The organism is Chitinophaga pinensis DSM 2588 (assembly GCF_000024005.1).
GTDB lineage: Bacteria > Bacteroidota > Bacteroidia > Chitinophagales > Chitinophagaceae > Chitinophaga > Chitinophaga pinensis.
Map to the genome: position 1 here is coordinate 4,061,241 of NC_013132.1, position 16,093 is coordinate 4,077,333.

Annotated in this window: 14 protein-coding genes; 7 read left to right on the forward strand and 7 right to left on the reverse strand. The window is 46.4% G+C overall.

Features of this window, described 5'->3' with window-relative positions; all coding sequences use genetic code 11:
- The 3 genes from CPIN_RS16375 (at position 1) to CPIN_RS16385 (ending at position 4,700) form a co-directional block, all read left to right on the forward strand.
- A complete protein-coding gene (locus CPIN_RS16375) occupies positions 1-2,826 on the forward strand; it encodes a glycosyl hydrolase (RefSeq protein ID WP_012790940.1) in 2,826 nt (941 codons plus the stop codon).
- Between the two features lie 51 nt (positions 2,827-2,877).
- Positions 2,878-3,780 (forward strand): helix-turn-helix domain-containing protein, encoded by a 903-nt coding sequence (locus tag CPIN_RS16380; protein ID WP_012790941.1) that lies wholly within the window; start codon positions 2,878-2,880, stop codon positions 3,778-3,780.
- An 80-nt stretch (positions 3,781-3,860) separates the two neighbouring features.
- Positions 3,861-4,700, forward strand: a complete 840-nt coding sequence (locus tag CPIN_RS16385) for an SDR family oxidoreductase (protein ID WP_012790942.1) — start codon at positions 3,861-3,863, stop codon at positions 4,698-4,700.
- A gap of 91 nt (positions 4,701-4,791) precedes the next feature.
- Here the strand turns inward: CPIN_RS16385 and CPIN_RS16390 are convergent, their stop codons facing one another.
- Positions 4,792-5,373, reverse strand: coding sequence for a TetR/AcrR family transcriptional regulator (locus CPIN_RS16390; protein WP_012790944.1), 582 nt, complete (start codon positions 5,371-5,373; stop codon positions 4,792-4,794).
- A 290-nt stretch (positions 5,374-5,663) separates the two neighbouring features.
- Between CPIN_RS16390 and CPIN_RS16395 the strand changes: the two genes are divergently transcribed.
- Together CPIN_RS16395 and CPIN_RS16400 are read left to right on the forward strand one after the other, a co-directional pair.
- Positions 5,664-6,482: an SDR family oxidoreductase gene (locus CPIN_RS16395; RefSeq protein WP_012790945.1), complete on the forward strand. Its 819-nt coding sequence runs from the start codon at positions 5,664-5,666 to the stop codon at positions 6,480-6,482.
- An 80-nt stretch (positions 6,483-6,562) separates the two neighbouring features.
- Entirely contained in the window at positions 6,563-7,201 is a 639-nt protein-coding gene (locus CPIN_RS16400; protein WP_044218906.1) for a hypothetical protein, read from the forward strand.
- On the opposite strand, the gene CPIN_RS16405 is transcribed toward CPIN_RS16400, so the two are convergent.
- Complete coding sequence (locus tag CPIN_RS16405) at positions 7,170-7,838, reverse strand: hypothetical protein (RefSeq protein ID WP_012790947.1); 669 nt, start codon at positions 7,836-7,838, stop codon at positions 7,170-7,172. The two genes, CPIN_RS16400 and CPIN_RS16405, sit on opposite strands and share 32 nt — an antisense overlap.
- Before the next feature lie 61 nt (positions 7,839-7,899).
- Entirely contained in the window at positions 7,900-8,715 is an 816-nt protein-coding gene (locus CPIN_RS16410; RefSeq protein ID WP_012790948.1) for a helix-turn-helix domain-containing protein, read from the reverse strand.
- 375 nt (positions 8,716-9,090) lie between these two features.
- Here CPIN_RS16410 and CPIN_RS16415 point away from each other — a divergent pair, with 375 nt between their 5' ends.
- Together CPIN_RS16415 and CPIN_RS16420 are read left to right on the forward strand one after the other, a co-directional pair.
- Positions 9,091-10,848, forward strand: a complete 1,758-nt coding sequence (locus CPIN_RS16415) for an ABC transporter ATP-binding protein (RefSeq protein WP_012790950.1) — start codon at positions 9,091-9,093, stop codon at positions 10,846-10,848.
- Positions 10,829-12,589, forward strand: a complete 1,761-nt coding sequence (locus CPIN_RS16420; RefSeq protein ID WP_012790951.1) for an ABC transporter ATP-binding protein — start codon at positions 10,829-10,831, stop codon at positions 12,587-12,589. The genes CPIN_RS16415 and CPIN_RS16420 overlap by 20 nt, the downstream gene beginning before the upstream one ends.
- Positions 12,590-12,792: 203 nt before the next feature.
- On the opposite strand, the gene CPIN_RS16425 is transcribed toward CPIN_RS16420, so the two are convergent.
- The 4 genes from CPIN_RS16425 to CPIN_RS16440 form a co-directional block, all read right to left on the reverse strand.
- The gene (locus CPIN_RS16425) at positions 12,793-13,191 is read right to left on the reverse strand and encodes a DUF1634 domain-containing protein (protein WP_012790952.1); all 399 of its coding nucleotides are present in this window, start codon (positions 13,189-13,191) and stop codon (positions 12,793-12,795) included.
- Between the two features lie 4 nt (positions 13,192-13,195).
- The gene (locus CPIN_RS16430) at positions 13,196-14,032 is read right to left on the reverse strand and encodes a sulfite exporter TauE/SafE family protein (RefSeq protein WP_012790953.1); all 837 of its coding nucleotides are present in this window, start codon (positions 14,030-14,032) and stop codon (positions 13,196-13,198) included.
- 15 nt (positions 14,033-14,047) lie between these two features.
- A complete protein-coding gene (locus tag CPIN_RS16435; protein WP_044218909.1) occupies positions 14,048-14,728 on the reverse strand; it encodes a FadR/GntR family transcriptional regulator in 681 nt (226 codons plus the stop codon).
- 391 nt (positions 14,729-15,119) lie between these two features.
- The gene (locus CPIN_RS16440) at positions 15,120-16,046 is read right to left on the reverse strand and encodes an acyl-CoA desaturase (protein ID WP_012790955.1); all 927 of its coding nucleotides are present in this window, start codon (positions 16,044-16,046) and stop codon (positions 15,120-15,122) included.
- Between the last annotated feature and the right edge of the window lie 47 nt (positions 16,047-16,093).

Here is a 16,093-nt window from a genome sequence, read left to right on the forward strand (position 1 = left end):
ATGAAAACTGTAATCAGAAGATCCTGTAAGCTACTGCCAGCTATCCTGTCAATGCTGCTTTTACAGCCGGCTGTCGCCCAACAACCTGCCATACCGCATACTGACACCCTGCGCCCTGACGTATGGCCTGCACCGGGTAACAGGCTGCATCAGCCCTGGACCCGCTGGTGGTGGGTAGGAAGTGCGGTAGATGAGAAAAGTCTGGATGCGTCGTTGAAGACATTGCATGATGCGGGATTTGGCGGTGTTGAAATAGCCCCGATCTATGGGGCGAAAGGATATGAATCCCGATACGTTAGTTTTCTCTCGCCACAGTGGATCGACCTGCTGCGCTATACCGTACAAACAGCTGCCGGATATAATATGGGCGTAGATCTGACCACCGGTACGGGATGGCCGTTTGGCGGTCCGCAGCTCACAAAAGCACAAGCCGCTTCCCGTCTCATTATACAAACCTATCCTGTAAAAGGCGGTACTCCCTTTACAGCACAGATACGGATCAACGATAATAAACAACAAGGGGCTGCTTTACAGGCCCTGACCGCTTACAATGGCAAACAACGTATCTCCCTGATCAGTAAAGTAGATAAGGAGGGTAAACTCCAATGGATACCGCCTGCGGGTGACTGGACCCTGTATGCTTTGTTTAGCGGCTGGACGCTGCAGCAGGTAAAAAGGGCTGCTCCGGGTGGAGAAGGATATACCCTGGATCATCTTTCTGCCACTGCCTTACCGGTATACCTGCAACGTTTTGATACTGCCTTTAAAGGCAAGTCGCCGGGTGTACGCTCCTTCTATAACGATAGCTATGAAGTATATAACGCAGACTGGACGCCTGCGTTTTTCAGCGCCTTTAAAACACACAGGGGCTATGACCTCCGGGAATACCTGCCGGAACTCATCAGCGAAGAGAAGAGCGAAACGGCAGGCAGGGTAAAGTCTGACTACCGCGAAACCATGTCCGAATTACTCCTTGACAATTTTACTCGTCCCTGGACCCAATGGGCACATCGCTACAATAGTGTGTCAAAGAACCAGGCGCATGGCTCTCCCGGTAATCTCCTTGATCTGTACGCAGCAGTCGATATCCCTGAATGCGAAACCTTCGGCTCTACTTATTTCCCGATCCCCGGACTCAGAAGAGACAGTGCCGATATCCGGATTGTAGCTCCTGATCCGGTTATGTTGAAATTCGCCTCCTCCGCTGCGCATGTAACAGGACATCCCCTGGTGTCCTGTGAGACATTCACCTGGCTGACGGAGCATTTCAAGACCTCCCTTTCCCAGTGTAAACCTGAAGTGGAACAGGCATTTCTGGCCGGTGTCAATCATGTATTTTATCATGGGAATACCTTTTCTCCGCCGGATGTACCCTGGCCAGGCTGGTTGTTCTATGCCTCGGTCAATTTCGTACCTACTAATAGTTGCTGGCCGCACCTGACAGGACTGAACAACTACATTTCCCGGGTACAATCCGTACTACAGACCGGCATCCCTGACAATGAACTGCTGATCTACTGGCCGGTATATGATTGCTGGGAAAATCCCAAAGGGAAAGATTTGCCATTGAAAGTCCATGATATCGATGAATGGCTGCACCCTACACCTTTCTATAAACAGGTAAAAAGTTTGCAACAGGCAGGGTATTCACTGGATTTTATTTCAGATAAACAACTGGGCAAGACGCTGGTGCAGGGAAGAAAACTCATTACGAGTACCAATGCAGCCCCCTATAAGGTGCTGATCATTCCTGCAATGAAACTTATGCCCCTGCAGACATTTCAGCAGATCATCAAACTTGTAGAAGCGGGAGCTACTGTCATCTTTGAATCGATGCCGGAAGATGTTCCTGGTCTGCATGATCTTGATAAACGCAGACAGCAGCTGAAAGCACTGCAGCAAAAAGTGAAAGGGGCTTTATCAGGCAAAATAGCCGGCACCAGGCTGGGAAAAGGCACTATATACAACTATGACGGGATACAGGAAGCCTTACACATACAGCATATCGATGGAGAAAAACTAACAGCGAAAGGCTTACAGTTTATCCGCAGAAAAGACAAAGACAGAACCTGGTATTATATCGTCAATCACACGGCGGATGCTGTAGATGATGCGGTCCCTTTTAACCAGATGGGTGCTGAAGATACCGTCTTACTCCTCGATCCGATGACAGGAGTATATGGTCCCGCAACAGTGGGCCATCACCATGTGAATGATGTGGTCAGGATCCAGTTGCAACCCGGCCAGTCGCTGATAGTAAGAACCGGTCCGGTCACTGCCGCAGAGCAGGCGGTTGGCAACTGGAGATACCTGAATAAACCAGGAACGCCGCTTCCTTTATCGGGCAAATGGGACCTGACCTTTACCCAGGGAGGCCCTTTTAAGCCCGCCGACCGCCAATTGGACCAGCTGGTATCCTGGACAAGTCTTTCCGATACCGCAGCAGCTTCCTATAGTGGTTCAGCGGTTTATACCCAGACATTTACCCTGCCGGATAAGCTGGAAAAGGAATATCTGCTGGACCTGGGGAAAGTGCACGAAAGTGCCAGGGTCACCATCAACGGACAAGACGCCGGTATCTACTGGGCCATTCCTTTCCAGGGAAGGGTGGGGCAATATCTGCGTCCAGGTAAAAATGAGATCAGGATAGAAGTAGCCAATCTGATGGCCAACCGGATCCGTTATATGGATCAACATGGCATTCCCTGGCGAAACTATCATGAGATCAATTTCGTCAATATCAATTATAAGTCTTTTGATGCTGCAGGCTGGCCCCTGCAGGCTTCTGGTCTGATCGGTCCGGTCACATTGATCCCCCATCAATAGCGTTTAAGAAAACCCGTTTCCTGGAATGTTTGAATTTTGTAACTTAGCAGTATGGCAGAAACACAAACATTAGCGGAATTCTATCAGCAGAAGTTCAACTGGCTGCCTGAAAACCTACAGCAGGATATAGGACATTTCAATGTGTTCCGGTTGGAAGACTTCCAGGGGCCGTCTGCAAAGACCTTTAAATACAGCCGCCGGGATTTTTATAAGATCAACCTGGTCAGAGGCCGGAATGTCTATCACTATGCAGATAAAAGCGTAGAACTGGATGGCAGCACCCTGACTTTCTTCAATCCCCAGGTACCTTATACATATGAGACCCTGTCTGAAACAAAGACAGGTTTCTTCTGTATATTTAAAGAAGGCTTCTTTACGGAGCGTATGAGAGGCAGTATCAATGAATTACCCATGTTCGCCCCGGGAGGTAAACCTTCTTATATGCTGACGGAAGAACAGGATGCACACGTCAGCCAGATCTTCACCAAAATGCTGGAGGAGATCAACTCTGATTACCGGTATAAGTATGATCTGCTGATGAACTATGTGACTGAAATGATCCATTATGCCCTGAAACTGGAGCCTACCGGGACATTATATAAACATCCCGATGCCAAATCCAGGATCACCTCTATCTTCACAGAACTGCTTGAAAGACAGTTTCCTATTGAATCCCCATCCCAGCGATTCACACTCCGTTCAGCCAAGGATTTTGCAGACCACCTGGCCGTACACGTCAATCACCTGAACAGGGCCATCAAGGAAACCACTGGTAAAACTACCACCGAGCACATCTCAGAACGTCTGGTCAGCGAGGCCAAAGCCCTGCTGAAACACACCAACTGGAACGTTTCTGAGATCAGTTACTGCCTGGGCTTTGAGGAACCGGCCCATTTCAACAACTTTTTCAGGAAACAGACCAGCCAGACGCCATCCTCTTTCAGGATTGTTTGAATTCCGCAAGTATTGCTTTGAATGATGTAATAACCGGCATAGAGATCCGATGTAGTTTTGCATCATTAAACTTAGCAACGATGAGCAACAACAACAACAGAGTATGGTTTGTAACTGGTGCTTCCAAGGGATTGGGATTAAGCCTGGTAAAACAGCTGCTGGCCACAGGTCAACGCGTGGCAGCAACATCAAGAAAGATAGGAGAACTGGTAAAGGCGGTAAGTGAACAGTCTGCAGATTTCCTCCCACTGGAAACTGACCTGGTGAGTGAAACCAGTGTAACAGCAGCGATTGAAAAGACAATTGCTACTTTCGGCAGACTGGATGTCGTAGTAAACAATGCGGGTTATGGTATCGGCGGTAGTATAGAAGAACTGACTGATAAAGAAACCCGGGATGCCTTCGACGTCAATGTTTTCGGTACACTCAATGTGATCCGCCTGGCAATGCCGCAGTTAAGGGCACAGCGTTCAGGACACATCATCAATATCTCATCCATCGCAGGTATTGCGCCAGCCACCGGTTGGTCCATCTATGGTGCAGCAAAACATGCGGTGATAGGTCTGAGCGAAGTACTGGCAGAAGATGTGAAAGAGTTTGGTATCAAAGTGACCGTTGTAGCGCCGGGCGCATTCAGGACCAGTTTCCTGACAAAAGAATCACTGACCATGGCGAAAAATAAGATTCCGGAATATACCGCTATCAGAAATTCGCATGAGAAATACGAGTCAATGGATGGTCAACAGGCAGGAGATCCTGACAAAGCAGCGGCAGCCATGATCGCGATTGTCAACGAACAAAAGCCTCCTGTATACCTGTTACTGGGTTCAGATGCTTACGAACGGGGTATGGCTAAACTGGAGTTATTGAAAGACGCTTTTAAAGAAAAAGAAGCATTGACAAAATCTACCAGCTTTTAAAGCCTTTGTTATATGACTACAAACCATGAGACTGCAGCAGTAAAAGCTACAGTCAACAAAAAAGAGGCTATCCGCCATATGGTGGGTAGCCTCACTTCAGCATTGACATTGTTAGTCTGATAATGTCGTCAAACACTTTCTTGTCAGCACCCGATTTCGAGTGCGCAGTCAATCCCCAGAGGTTATTCATGATAAAACGCGCCAGTGAACGGGGCGTATTTTCTTTAGAGATCTGTCCCAAATCCTGACCACGTTTGATCGCTCCCGTAAACCCATTTTCCAGCGCTTCCCTGTTTTCCTTTACAATCTCCGCAATTTCCTCATCATGTGTGGCCAGTTCCATAATGGAATTAACCATGAAACAACCTCTTTTGTCTTCATTGACAAAGCAGTTGTTTTTAGAAATAATGAACAGTGATTTCAGCGTTTCAGGTACATTCTCTGCAGTAGCCAGTAGCTCAAGGATATTGCCCGTCACCGTATTCCTGTAACGTGTCAGCGCACTGATAAACAGGCTACGTTTATCGCCATATGTATCATACAGACTGGAACGACTCAGTCCCAGCTCGTCCAGGATCTCCTGCGGAGAAGTCCCGTTGTAGCCTTTGTGCCAGAAAAACTGCATCGCTTTATCTAACACTTCCTCTTCGTCAAATCTTTTTGTTCGTGCCATATGATGTAATTCAATTAACAATTAGGAATTAAGAATTAAGAATTGGAATGCAGCGGAGATCTTCGCGTTAATTCTTAATTCTTAATTCTTAATTCTTAATTCTTAATTCTTAATTCTTAATTCTTAATTCTTAATTCTTAATTCTTAATTCTTAATCATAAAGGTACGTAATCGGAACTAATATTCCGGAATTTTTAAAAAAGAAGCAGATTTATTTGGAACTTTTGTTCCGTTATAACTACCTTAGCGGAACAAAAGTTCCAGTATTATAAAAATCATCATCCTCAGATATGAAAAAGACAGTATTCATTACAGGTACCAGCAGCGGACTGGGTAAGCTGACCGCTAAATATTTTGCATCACAGGGTTGGAATGTAGCCGCTACCATGCGTACACCAGAGAAAGAAACAGAGCTGACGCAATATGAAAATATAAAGATCTTTAAACTGGATGTGACGGATATCGCACAGGTAAATACAGCAGTAGCAGCGGCGGTTGCTGCATTCGGTAAAATTGATGTCGTAGTAAATAATGCGGGGGCAGGCACATACGGTGCATTGGAGTTGGCAAAAGAAGAAACAATTGACTGGCAGTTTGCAACAAACGTACGCGGCCCTATCAATGTTATCCGTGCCTTCCTGCCGCATTTCAGGGCACAGAAAGGAGGGAAGTTCATCAACATCAGTTCCTTCATGGGCGTGACTACCGCCGTACCTGTCGGCTCTTTATATAACATGTCCAAATTTGCACTGGAAGGACTGACCGAAGGACTGTATTATGAACTGGAGCCATTGAATATTAGTTTGCACCTGATAGAACAGGGCGGATCGAGTGGTAACAGTTTCGTAGATAAAGTCATTTGGAATGAACATCCGGAAATAACGGATTACGAAGCCATTACAACACGCGTCAGGCAGATGATGCAGGAGGCAAAGAATGGCCCGCTGGACGATCCGCAAACCATTGTAGATGCTATCTACGCCCTGGCTACCGGCGCCAGTAAACAGTTCCGTACTGTACTGAGCGCAATGGGTAATCAACTGATGGAAATGCGTAGATCAATGCCAATAGAAAATTATCTGGACACAGTGGCTGGATGGTATAAGTAATCTGTAAAAGGTCCTGCGAAAGCAGGGCCTTTTTACTGAAATAAAGAATAATGACTATATTTCGGTCATTAACTATGTCAATGGACCAGACCACTCACGCCTCCCTACGCAAAAAAATATCCATTCATACCCAGATCCTTGCAGCCGTTCTGTTTATCGGTCTGCTGCCGCATATCAGACATTATTTATATCCTTCCCGTAATGTATTGGATGTCCTCAGTCTGTATGTTTTCCCGGAAAAACTATGGGAGTGGGCTATACTGATCCCTTTTGGCATATTGTTCTATGCCATCTTCCTGATCCCCATCTTCGTCGTTATTTTTTTACTGTTCCGCTGGGGCAGGGGGTATGCGACTGACGCTGGAAAGGGCAGAAAGGTCCGTAACTGGCTCATTGTTTTTACGCTGGTATTGGCATATGGTTGGGGAGAACCGGTCTTGTATTGTATACAAAAGGTATTTCCACCAAAAGAAGTAAACCCTTTCCCTCCGGGTGTGATCAGGTGGGCGGAGCCTTCCCTGGAAGCGGAAGAAGCTACTCTCCAGCTTATTCTTAACAAAGGGCAGATTATCGACGAGACAACACAAAGGGTACTATATCTTGTTGTCCTGCTGTTATATACGATAGAAACAGGCTGGATATTTTCACTCCTCTGGAAGGCCGAGGCCTATGAGAAAAAGCAGTCTTTTACTGATGCAAACGGCTCATCTCTTTCTTAAACGACAGTATCTCAGACTCAATTCCCTTTAATGTAAAACCGGCCTGCTTTTCGAGTAGTTCCGTAATGTCCGCGTCTTTGCCTAATTCACTGAAACTATCATATCCCAGAAGCAGTACCAGTTGATGGAGATTGCCACCATCTACGATCTTATACGTATAAAAACAGTCTGCGTGCAATTGCTTAGTTACGTTATCGAGCGCTTTGATGGCATTGGTTAATGGATAGGCCGTGATGGTGATCATTCGCAGGAAGCGGGCCTGTAAGCCTTTATTATGCCCGCAGCTGGCCATCTTTTCCATTTTTATAACAGCCCTTAGTTTTGCAAAAGGATGAACGTGTAGTTGATTATCAGCCGCATCTTCAGCAGGTTTCAGCCGTTGGTCAAAGTCCGCCCAGGCATGATCTACCGTAGCATCCAACAGTTGTCCGTCCCGTGGTCCGGATATAAAATACCAGCCATACCAGTCCCAGAGATCACTATTGGCGATATGCCACTGTAAATGCAACTGGTATCCTTTTTCAAACGCCTGTTCCATGCATTCTTTAGGCTCCCAGATCACAAACTGGGCGATGTTTTTATCTTGTGCGTATACCCGGAAAGAAAGAAGAAGGGCTATGCTCAGTAATAATCGCATGTGTTTTTTTAATACAAAGCTATCCTGCGGCTGCCGGACGGAATTGTAAAAAAGTGAACTGTCAGATGTTCACGAATACGTCATTGATGCCGGTATTGTTATTGAACCAGGCTTTGGGCGATTGTTGTGTATACTGATGGAAGCTGCGAATGAGGTGAGACTGGTCATAAAAGCCTGTCTCATAACCACTGGCGGTATAATTCTGCTCCGGATGCCGGTTTTTCCAGGCAATAAAATGATTAAAGCGGATAATATTGCTGATTGCCTTGGGTGTCAGTCCTACCTGTCGTTTGAACAGGACATCCAGGTGTTTGGCCGAAACGCCGGTACGTTGTATCAGCCTGTCCACCGAAATATTCCCTTTGTTTTGCAGAATAGCGGCGACCGCTGCATGTACATAGTCATAAGCGCCGGATGGCGGCTCCAGTTTGCTGATGCTGCTTGTCAGCAAACGTTCAAACTGTCTGAAAGTCTGCTGCGGATCTGCTGCTATACACGCCCAAAAAGGTGCTTCCGGCACGATATCGCTCAAAGGTGTGATACCTGTTTCGGTATCTGGTACAGGCATTTTCAGAAAGGCAGACAATGTATGTGGATAGAAGCGGATACCATACAGGCGTGCGCCGGGCATCAGGGCTAAAGTATAGCTGGTCAGCGTCTGTCCTGCGATAAAAGCAGCAGGCTCTTCGAGCCATTCTCCTGCTTTAAAACGACGTTTACCTGTATGCGGAGGCAGGTGAAAAATGATTTCATGGTGCCCGTCGGGCAATATGTCTTCCTGGTAAGGATGTGGCAGCTTAGCTGGTACCTCAAGGTACCAGCAGGTTTTGATCAGATGGGTCAGCTGTGTCGGAATATAGGTCTCGATAAGTATCATAAATAACACGAAAATTATTCGCTAAAACAGACAAATGGGTGAAGCTTTTTCGGATAAAATCCGTAAATTCATAATTCATCAAAGAAAAGGAGGTATTCATGCAATCTACAGAATATTCATGGAAACCTTCGGTTGGTATCGCCTAACCGGGTTGCTCCATAAAAAATATCTGGGACGCAGACGCGTCGAAGTCCTTCCGGTTTTTCCGGAAGGATTTTTTTTGCCGGATATGCAATATTCTTTTTGTTCATTCGTCTTCCTCCTTGTAACACGTGTACCATTACCCTATACCTGCACCTGACACCTTTTTTTTTACAGTAAATTTGGCCTCCCGCAGCCTACAGGTCTGCTGCCTGTTATATATTTGCTACTGATATGAAGAAGACCAACAAGCCCGTAACCAAGACGGGCAAAGGAAACTCCGGATTAATGTCTCTACTGCGCCCTTACAGAGGCCAGTTATTCCTACTGATGCTGATGGCCCTGTGTAGTAACCTGCTGAACCTGGTGCTGCCCTACCTGACGTCCAGAGGAATCGACGCATACACCGCCGGCACGCTCGATCTGAACCGCCTGGTCGTGGAATTCATCGGCGCTGCTATCGCTATTTTCATCTTTACGTATGTGCAGAGTATCATTCAGACCTATATGTCTGAAAGGGTAGGCCGCCAGTTACGTACCGACCTTGCTGCACGTATTTCCCGCCAGGACTACGCCTATATACAGCAGGTCAATCCTTCCAAACTACTGACCAACCTGACCGGCGACGTCGATAGTATCAAACTGTTTGTATCGCAGGCCATCATCTCTATCGCTTCTTCCGTATTTATGATTATCGGTTGTTGCGTGTTGCTGATCAGCATCGACTGGAAACTCGGTCTGACCGTTATCTCCGTCGTGCCTTTCATCGCCGTAGCATTCGGCACGGTGTTGCGGAAGGTAAGAACGACCTTCAAAAAGAGCAGGGAAGTGGTCGACAAACTGAATAAGACCATTAACGAGAGTATTACCGGTGCGGCCCTGGTCCGCGTGATCAATGCGCAGCAGCAGGAATATGACCGCTTCATAGCTCCGAATGGGGAATCCATGTCCCTGGGTATTGCGGTAGTCCGCCTTTTTGCAGGACTAGTACCAGTCATCAGTTTCCTGGGTGGTATGGCAACCCTGGCGACCTTAATGCTGGGTGGTCACTTCGTGATCAACGGAGAAATGACCCTGGGTAATATCGCCGCCTTCAACAGCTATATCGCCATGCTGATCTTCCCGATCATCGTCATCGGTTTTATGAGTAACCTGATCGCACAGGCCACCGCTTCCTATCAACGTATCGCAGAGGTACTTCATGCACCCGAATCCGAAGAAAAAGGTACTGTGACAGATACCCTGAAAGGCGACCTCCATGTAGATCATATTGACCTTTCCCTGGATGGTAAACCGATCCTGAAAGAGGTCTCTTTCTCCGTAAAAGCAGGTACGCGTACTGCGATTATCGGTCCGACAGCCGCCGGTAAAACACAGTTGCTCAATATTATTGTCGGTCTGCTGAAACCAAACGGGGGGCATATCAGTTATGACAACACGGACCTCTCCGACTATGATAAAACCGCGCTGTTGCAACAGGTGGGGCTCGTATTCCAGGATAGTATCGTGTTTAATATGAGTCTGCGGGAAAACATTGCTTTCAATGAGAACGTAAGTGAAGACCTGATGAAACAGGCGATAGCTACCGCAGAACTGAAAGAGTTTGTGGCCAGTCTTCCGGACGGACTGGACACCGTGGTTTCTGAAAGGGGGAACAGCCTTTCCGGCGGACAAAAACAGCGTATCATGCTGGCCAGGGCACTGGCGATCAATCCGCAGATCCTGCTGCTGGATGATTTTACCGCCAGGGTAGATGCGAACACCGAACAACGTATCCTGGACAATGTGCAGGAAAACTATCCGCACCTGACGCTCATATCTGTGACACAAAAAATAGCTTCTGTAGCACATTTTGACCAGATAATCCTGCTGATGGATGGTGAAGTGGTGGCCACAGGCACACATCAGGAGCTGATGCAGACATGTCCCGAATACGTACAGATCTTTAATTCCCAACGTAGTACCAGCAATTATGAATTACAACCTGAATAATACAGATACAAACGAACAGCAGAGTACTTCGGGGAAACGCCTCCTGAAATTACTGGCCTATATAAAAACAGAACACCGTGCATTGCTGGGTGTATTCGGTATCATGGTGATCAGCCAGACATTAACCATCACGGTTCCATATGTGGTAGGTTATACGATCGATCATTATGTAGCGCACAAGGACTTTTCCGGCATACTCCGTTGTGCAGGTCTTCTGCTGGCTATATTCCTGGTGAACCTGATCTTTGCCTACTCCCAGACCCTGATGATGGGAAAAGTAGGGCAGCGTATGCTTTATATGCTGCGAAGTGCATTATTTGTGAAATTGCAGGAACTGCCGATCGCCTTCTTTAATCAGAATAAAACCGGTGACCTGATCTCCCGTATCAATAACGATACTGATAAGATGAACCAGTTCTTTTCTCAGTCCCTCGTACAGTTTGCAAGTGGTATCATGTCCATGATCGGCGCGGGTATTTTCCTGTTGTCTATCAATTGGAAACTGGGTATCGCTACACTGACACCGGCTATTTTGCTGTTGCTTTTTACCCGTATCCTTTCTCCGTTGGTGAAGAAAAGAAACGCTGCCAACATGAAAAGTACCGGTGGTATGAGTGCTGAAATACAGGAAAGTCTGAGCAATTTTAAAGTGATCATCGCATTCAATCGCCGTGATTATTTCCGCAAACGCTTTGACCAGGTCAATCAGCAGAACTATAAAACCGCTACTGCTGCAGGTGTGCTGAATAATATCTTCAACCCGGTGTTCTCTTTCTGCTCCCAGATAGCCATGTTGGCCGTACTGGCCTATGGTATCTATCTGATATCAGCAGGTGAGTTCACGGTAGGACTGCTGATCAGTTACCTGTCTTTCTCCACTTATTTCTATAACCCGATCCGTCAGCTGGCTATTTTATGGACTAACTTCCAGATGGCGATGGCAGGTTGGGACAGGATCTCCCAGATCCTCGAACTGGAAACAGATCTGAAAGTAATTCCTGCCGGACCAGCAAAAGAGAATGCACCGCTGATCAGTTTTCAGCATGTACAGTTCCGCTATGCCGATAGTAAGGAGATCCTGAAAAATGTCAGCTTCAACATGGAGCAGGGTAAAACATATGCCCTGGTGGGACCTACAGGCGGAGGTAAAACAACTACAGCTTCACTGATTGCACGTTTGTATGATCCTACCGAAGGACAGGTATTGCTGAATGGCCGCGATATCCGTTCTTATACACCGGAAGAGCGTACCCGTAAAATCGGGTTCATTTTGCAGGAACCATTCCTTTTCTCCGGTACGATCCAGGAGAACATAGTTTATGGCAATCCGACCTATGCTGATTACAGCGCAACGCAATTACGGGAAGTGATGGAAAAAGTAGGGCTGGACGCCCTGCTGGAACGCTTTGAAGATGGTCTGGCTACAAACATCGTTTCTGGTAATGACGGTATCAGCCTTGGACAGAAACAGCTCATAGCCTTTATGCGGGCGGTATTACGTAATCCGGACCTGTTGGTACTGGATGAAGCCACTGCCAATATCGATACGGTAACAGAACAACAACTGGAAGCCGTATTGAAAAAGCTGCCGGCACATACGACCCGCGTGATCATTGCGCACAGATTGAATACCATTGAAAACGCAGATGAAATCTTCTTCGTGAACAATGGCGAGATTACGAGAGCGGGTTCATTTGATCATGCGATGAATATGCTGTTGCAGCATGAGCGAAACACGTAAAGAATTAAGAATTAAGAATTAAGAATTAAGAATTAAGGTCCCGTTCCAATTGGCTTATGAATGACAATTGGTCTATTCGGGAAATAACTATCATGTAAAAAGCTGCAAAGGTTAATCCTCGCAGCTTTTTACATGATAGACTGTCATTTCACTGAGGCCCAATTCTTAATTCTTAATTTTTAATTCTTAATTTTTGATTGTCTTCAGCCTCCAAAGCCACTAAAAATACTAAATGTAATCACCCCCAATACAATCAGCGTAATAACCACGTACAAGGTATCTTTCTCCATTGCAAAAGCTAATACAGAAAACGCGATCCTGGTAATCGGTGTAGCCAGTAGTACCACCACACCTAACTGTATGATCGCCATACCATCGAATTGTTTAATACCGCGTAAGATACCAGGAAGGTGTCTCACGTATTCCGGCGCACCGGTGAATTCAGTATAAGAAGGCGTATTACCGCCGTTTTTGATCAGGTAAATAATACCACCGATGAGCGCAATAATGCTGGAGGTAATCACCCCCCATCTGAGTTGCTGTCCGATGAACAGTTCAACGTCTCTTTCCTGCCAGAATTCTTTTGAGAATATCTTTTTCATCTGCTTATAATTTCCCGGTAAAACCATTATATATCATTTCCAGTGCCAGTGCGCTGATTACTACGCAGAACAGCAGGCGGAGCTTGCGTGTGTTCATTTTCATGAGCAGACGGGATCCTCCGAAAGCGCCTGCCAGTACGCCCAATACAACAGGCAATGCGATACCCGGATCAATATAACCACGCTGCAGATAGATCACTGCGCTGGCTGCCGCCGTTACACCGATCATGAAGTTGCTGGTAGTGGTAGATACCTTGAAAGGGATACGCATAACGCCGTCCATCGCCAGTACTTTCAGTGCGCCGGAACCGATACCCAGTAATCCGGATACCACACCTGCTACGGTCATCAATGCATAACCACCTGCAACGCCTCTTACTTTATAAGGGACTTCTACACCATTGACAGGGTAGGAGTTGTTGAGACGCATGATGCGGGCCAGTTTACTGTTGCTTTCGTTGTCGCCGTGTTCGTTCTTTTTTCTGAGCGTCATGGCAGCAGAAAACAGCAGGACAAATCCAAAGAGGATCGCAACCAGATGCGTCGGTGTATATACCGCCAGTACAGCGCCGATTATAGCGCCTGTGGTGGTGGCTATTTCGAGGAACATACCGATACGCACGTTGGTGATACCTTCTTTGATATACGCCGCTGCGGCACCGGAAGAATTAGCAATGGATGCTACAAGAGAAGCGCCCACCGCATATCGGATATCGACATGAAATACGAGTGTAAGTAAAGGGATTAATACGACCCCTCCACCGAGACCGGTGAGAGATCCCAGCATACCCGCCGTGAAGGCGCCTACCAGCAGAATGAGTGTGAATACCAGAATCGACATGACAATAGTTATTGATTAAAAATTATTTTCAAGAATGGCCCTGACAGTTTTGATGGCGGGTTCCGCCTGCTGTTCACGGATCGCTGCTGCCAGTTGCACGTGTAGTTCATGCGTACGCTGGAACTGCGATACGTGCGGCTTCTCCCTTTGCTGAAAGGTGCGCATGATCGCGTTGGAGAAAGTCTGATACAGATCCGCCAGCACGCTGTTATGCGAAGCGCCGGCTACCGCTTTATGGAAACGGATATCGGCATCGGCACAGGCTTCGTAATTGTCTGTAATGATCGCCTCCCATCTTTCCTGCAAAAGACTGTCCATCATTGCCAGGTCTTCTGCTGTGCGGTGACTGACTGCCAGCTGTACGATTTCTACCTCCAGCAATTGCCGCACATGATTTACTTCCTGTAATGCGGCTCTTCTGAGCCGCTGGTCTAATGGTTCTGTTGTCTCTGCGGGAGCGCATACAAAGGTGCCAGCGCCCTGTTGTACTTTGAGTACCCCCGCATTAGAGAGTGTTTTTATCGCTTCGCGGATAGTAGAGCGGCCTACGCCAAATTGTTCCATTAATACCGGCTCTGGTGGGATCAGTTCGCCCACTTTGTATTTCCCGAGGGAAATTTCCTTTTGCAGCTCAAAAATGACTTTGTCTGCAAGTTTTATTGGTTTAGTCATCGTTTTAAACGTCTGATGTTTCACAAAGGTAGGATGTTTTGATAAACATCTGATGTTTTAATGCAAGTTTTAATTGGATTATTTAGGGAAAGAGGGATGTGAATCAGCTTATTGCATTTATAATCAATCTAATATTATCTTAGTCTCGCTTGCATCGTAAAGATATTCCATAGTTGCCTCTATGAAATGTCTTCCTGAATGAAGCACGTTGTCCTCGAAGCAGGTATATTCAGGATACAGGTTTACATTATTGTCAGATAATCCTTATTGAAGTTTACAGGCACCGCTTTTAATCCTGGTGTAATTTTTTCGGAATAAAGTCCTGCGGAAGCGGGCGGAACTATTAATACATAAAACAAAAAGGACGATCTGTTACCAGACCGTCCTTTCTATAAAAAGAAATACTAAAGTTGCTTTATCTGTTTTCTTCTACCAATCTTCTGTTCGCTGCTTTCACTTCTTCTCTTGCTTCATCAGTCAGCAGATTGCTGGATTTTACCTTTTCTGGTACACCTCTGATATCCCAAACGATACCGAATACGCCCAGTGTACGCAGGATGTAGTAGGTGATATCAAATTCCCACCAGAAGAAGCCCTGACGGGTAGCGCTCTGATAGTAGTGGTGGTTATTATGCCAGCCTTCACCCAGGGTCACCAGTGCCAGAATAGCGCTGTTTTTGGAGAAATCCCCTGTTTTATAACGAGGTTTACCCCATTTGTGCATCAGGGAGTTGATAGTGAATGTACCGTGGTACAGGAAAATAGTGCTCAGCACGAAACCAACCAGCAGTGTAGAAAGACCTGCGTGCCAGTCGAACCAGCCTTCACCATTTACTTTGTTACCGATAAAGTAGCAGGCAACACCCAATATAACACCTGGTACCCAATGATATTTGTTCAGCCAGTATAATTCTGGTTGTTTGAAGTCTTTGATCAGTTCGTAACGGGTTGGTTTGAACTCAGGACCCATAATCCAGCCCATGTGTGCATACCAGAAACCGTAAATATTTGCAGAGTGCGGATCCTCAGGTGTATCACTGTGTTTATGGTGAACGCGATGATTAGCTCCCCACCATAATACACCTTTCTGTAAACTACTCTGTGCGCCTCCTGCCAGAATGAACTGGAAGAATCGCGAGGTCTTGAACGTTCGATGCGAGAAATATCGGTGATAGCCACCTGTTACAAAGAACATGCGTACTACATACAATACCGCACATAAAATCCAGTCAAATGTTGTGACGTGCGTCCAAAATGCCAGTATCGGCAGCAGGTGCAACCCCAGAAAATCAAATTGACGCCACCAGTTAGGTCCTTTCCTCAGTTGTTTTTCAGAATTCATAATGCAAAATTATCCCTATTCCGGACAAAAAACAATGATCATGATCA

Coding starts and splice junctions, on each gene's coding strand:
- CPIN_RS16375 (WP_012790940.1), top strand. CDS start 1: ATGAAAACTGTAATCAGAAGATCCTGTAAGCTACTGCCAGCTATCCTG.
- CPIN_RS16380 (WP_012790941.1), top strand. CDS start 2,878: ATGGCAGAAACACAAACATTAGCGGAATTCTATCAGCAGAAGTTCAAC.
- CPIN_RS16385 (WP_012790942.1), top strand. CDS start 3,861: ATGAGCAACAACAACAACAGAGTATGGTTTGTAACTGGTGCTTCCAAG.
- CPIN_RS16390 (WP_012790944.1), bottom strand. CDS start 5,373: ATGGCACGAACAAAAAGATTTGACGAAGAGGAAGTGTTAGATAAAGCG.
- CPIN_RS16395 (WP_012790945.1), top strand. CDS start 5,664: ATGAAAAAGACAGTATTCATTACAGGTACCAGCAGCGGACTGGGTAAG.
- CPIN_RS16400 (WP_044218906.1), top strand. CDS start 6,563: ATGGACCAGACCACTCACGCCTCCCTACGCAAAAAAATATCCATTCAT.
- CPIN_RS16405 (WP_012790947.1), bottom strand. CDS start 7,838: ATGCGATTATTACTGAGCATAGCCCTTCTTCTTTCTTTCCGGGTATAC.
- CPIN_RS16410 (WP_012790948.1), bottom strand. CDS start 8,715: ATGATACTTATCGAGACCTATATTCCGACACAGCTGACCCATCTGATC.
- CPIN_RS16415 (WP_012790950.1), top strand. CDS start 9,091: ATGAAGAAGACCAACAAGCCCGTAACCAAGACGGGCAAAGGAAACTCC.
- CPIN_RS16420 (WP_012790951.1), top strand. CDS start 10,829: ATGAATTACAACCTGAATAATACAGATACAAACGAACAGCAGAGTACT.
- CPIN_RS16425 (WP_012790952.1), bottom strand. CDS start 13,191: ATGAAAAAGATATTCTCAAAAGAATTCTGGCAGGAAAGAGACGTTGAA.
- CPIN_RS16430 (WP_012790953.1), bottom strand. CDS start 14,032: ATGTCGATTCTGGTATTCACACTCATTCTGCTGGTAGGCGCCTTCACG.
- CPIN_RS16440 (WP_012790955.1), bottom strand. CDS start 16,046: ATGAATTCTGAAAAACAACTGAGGAAAGGACCTAACTGGTGGCGTCAA.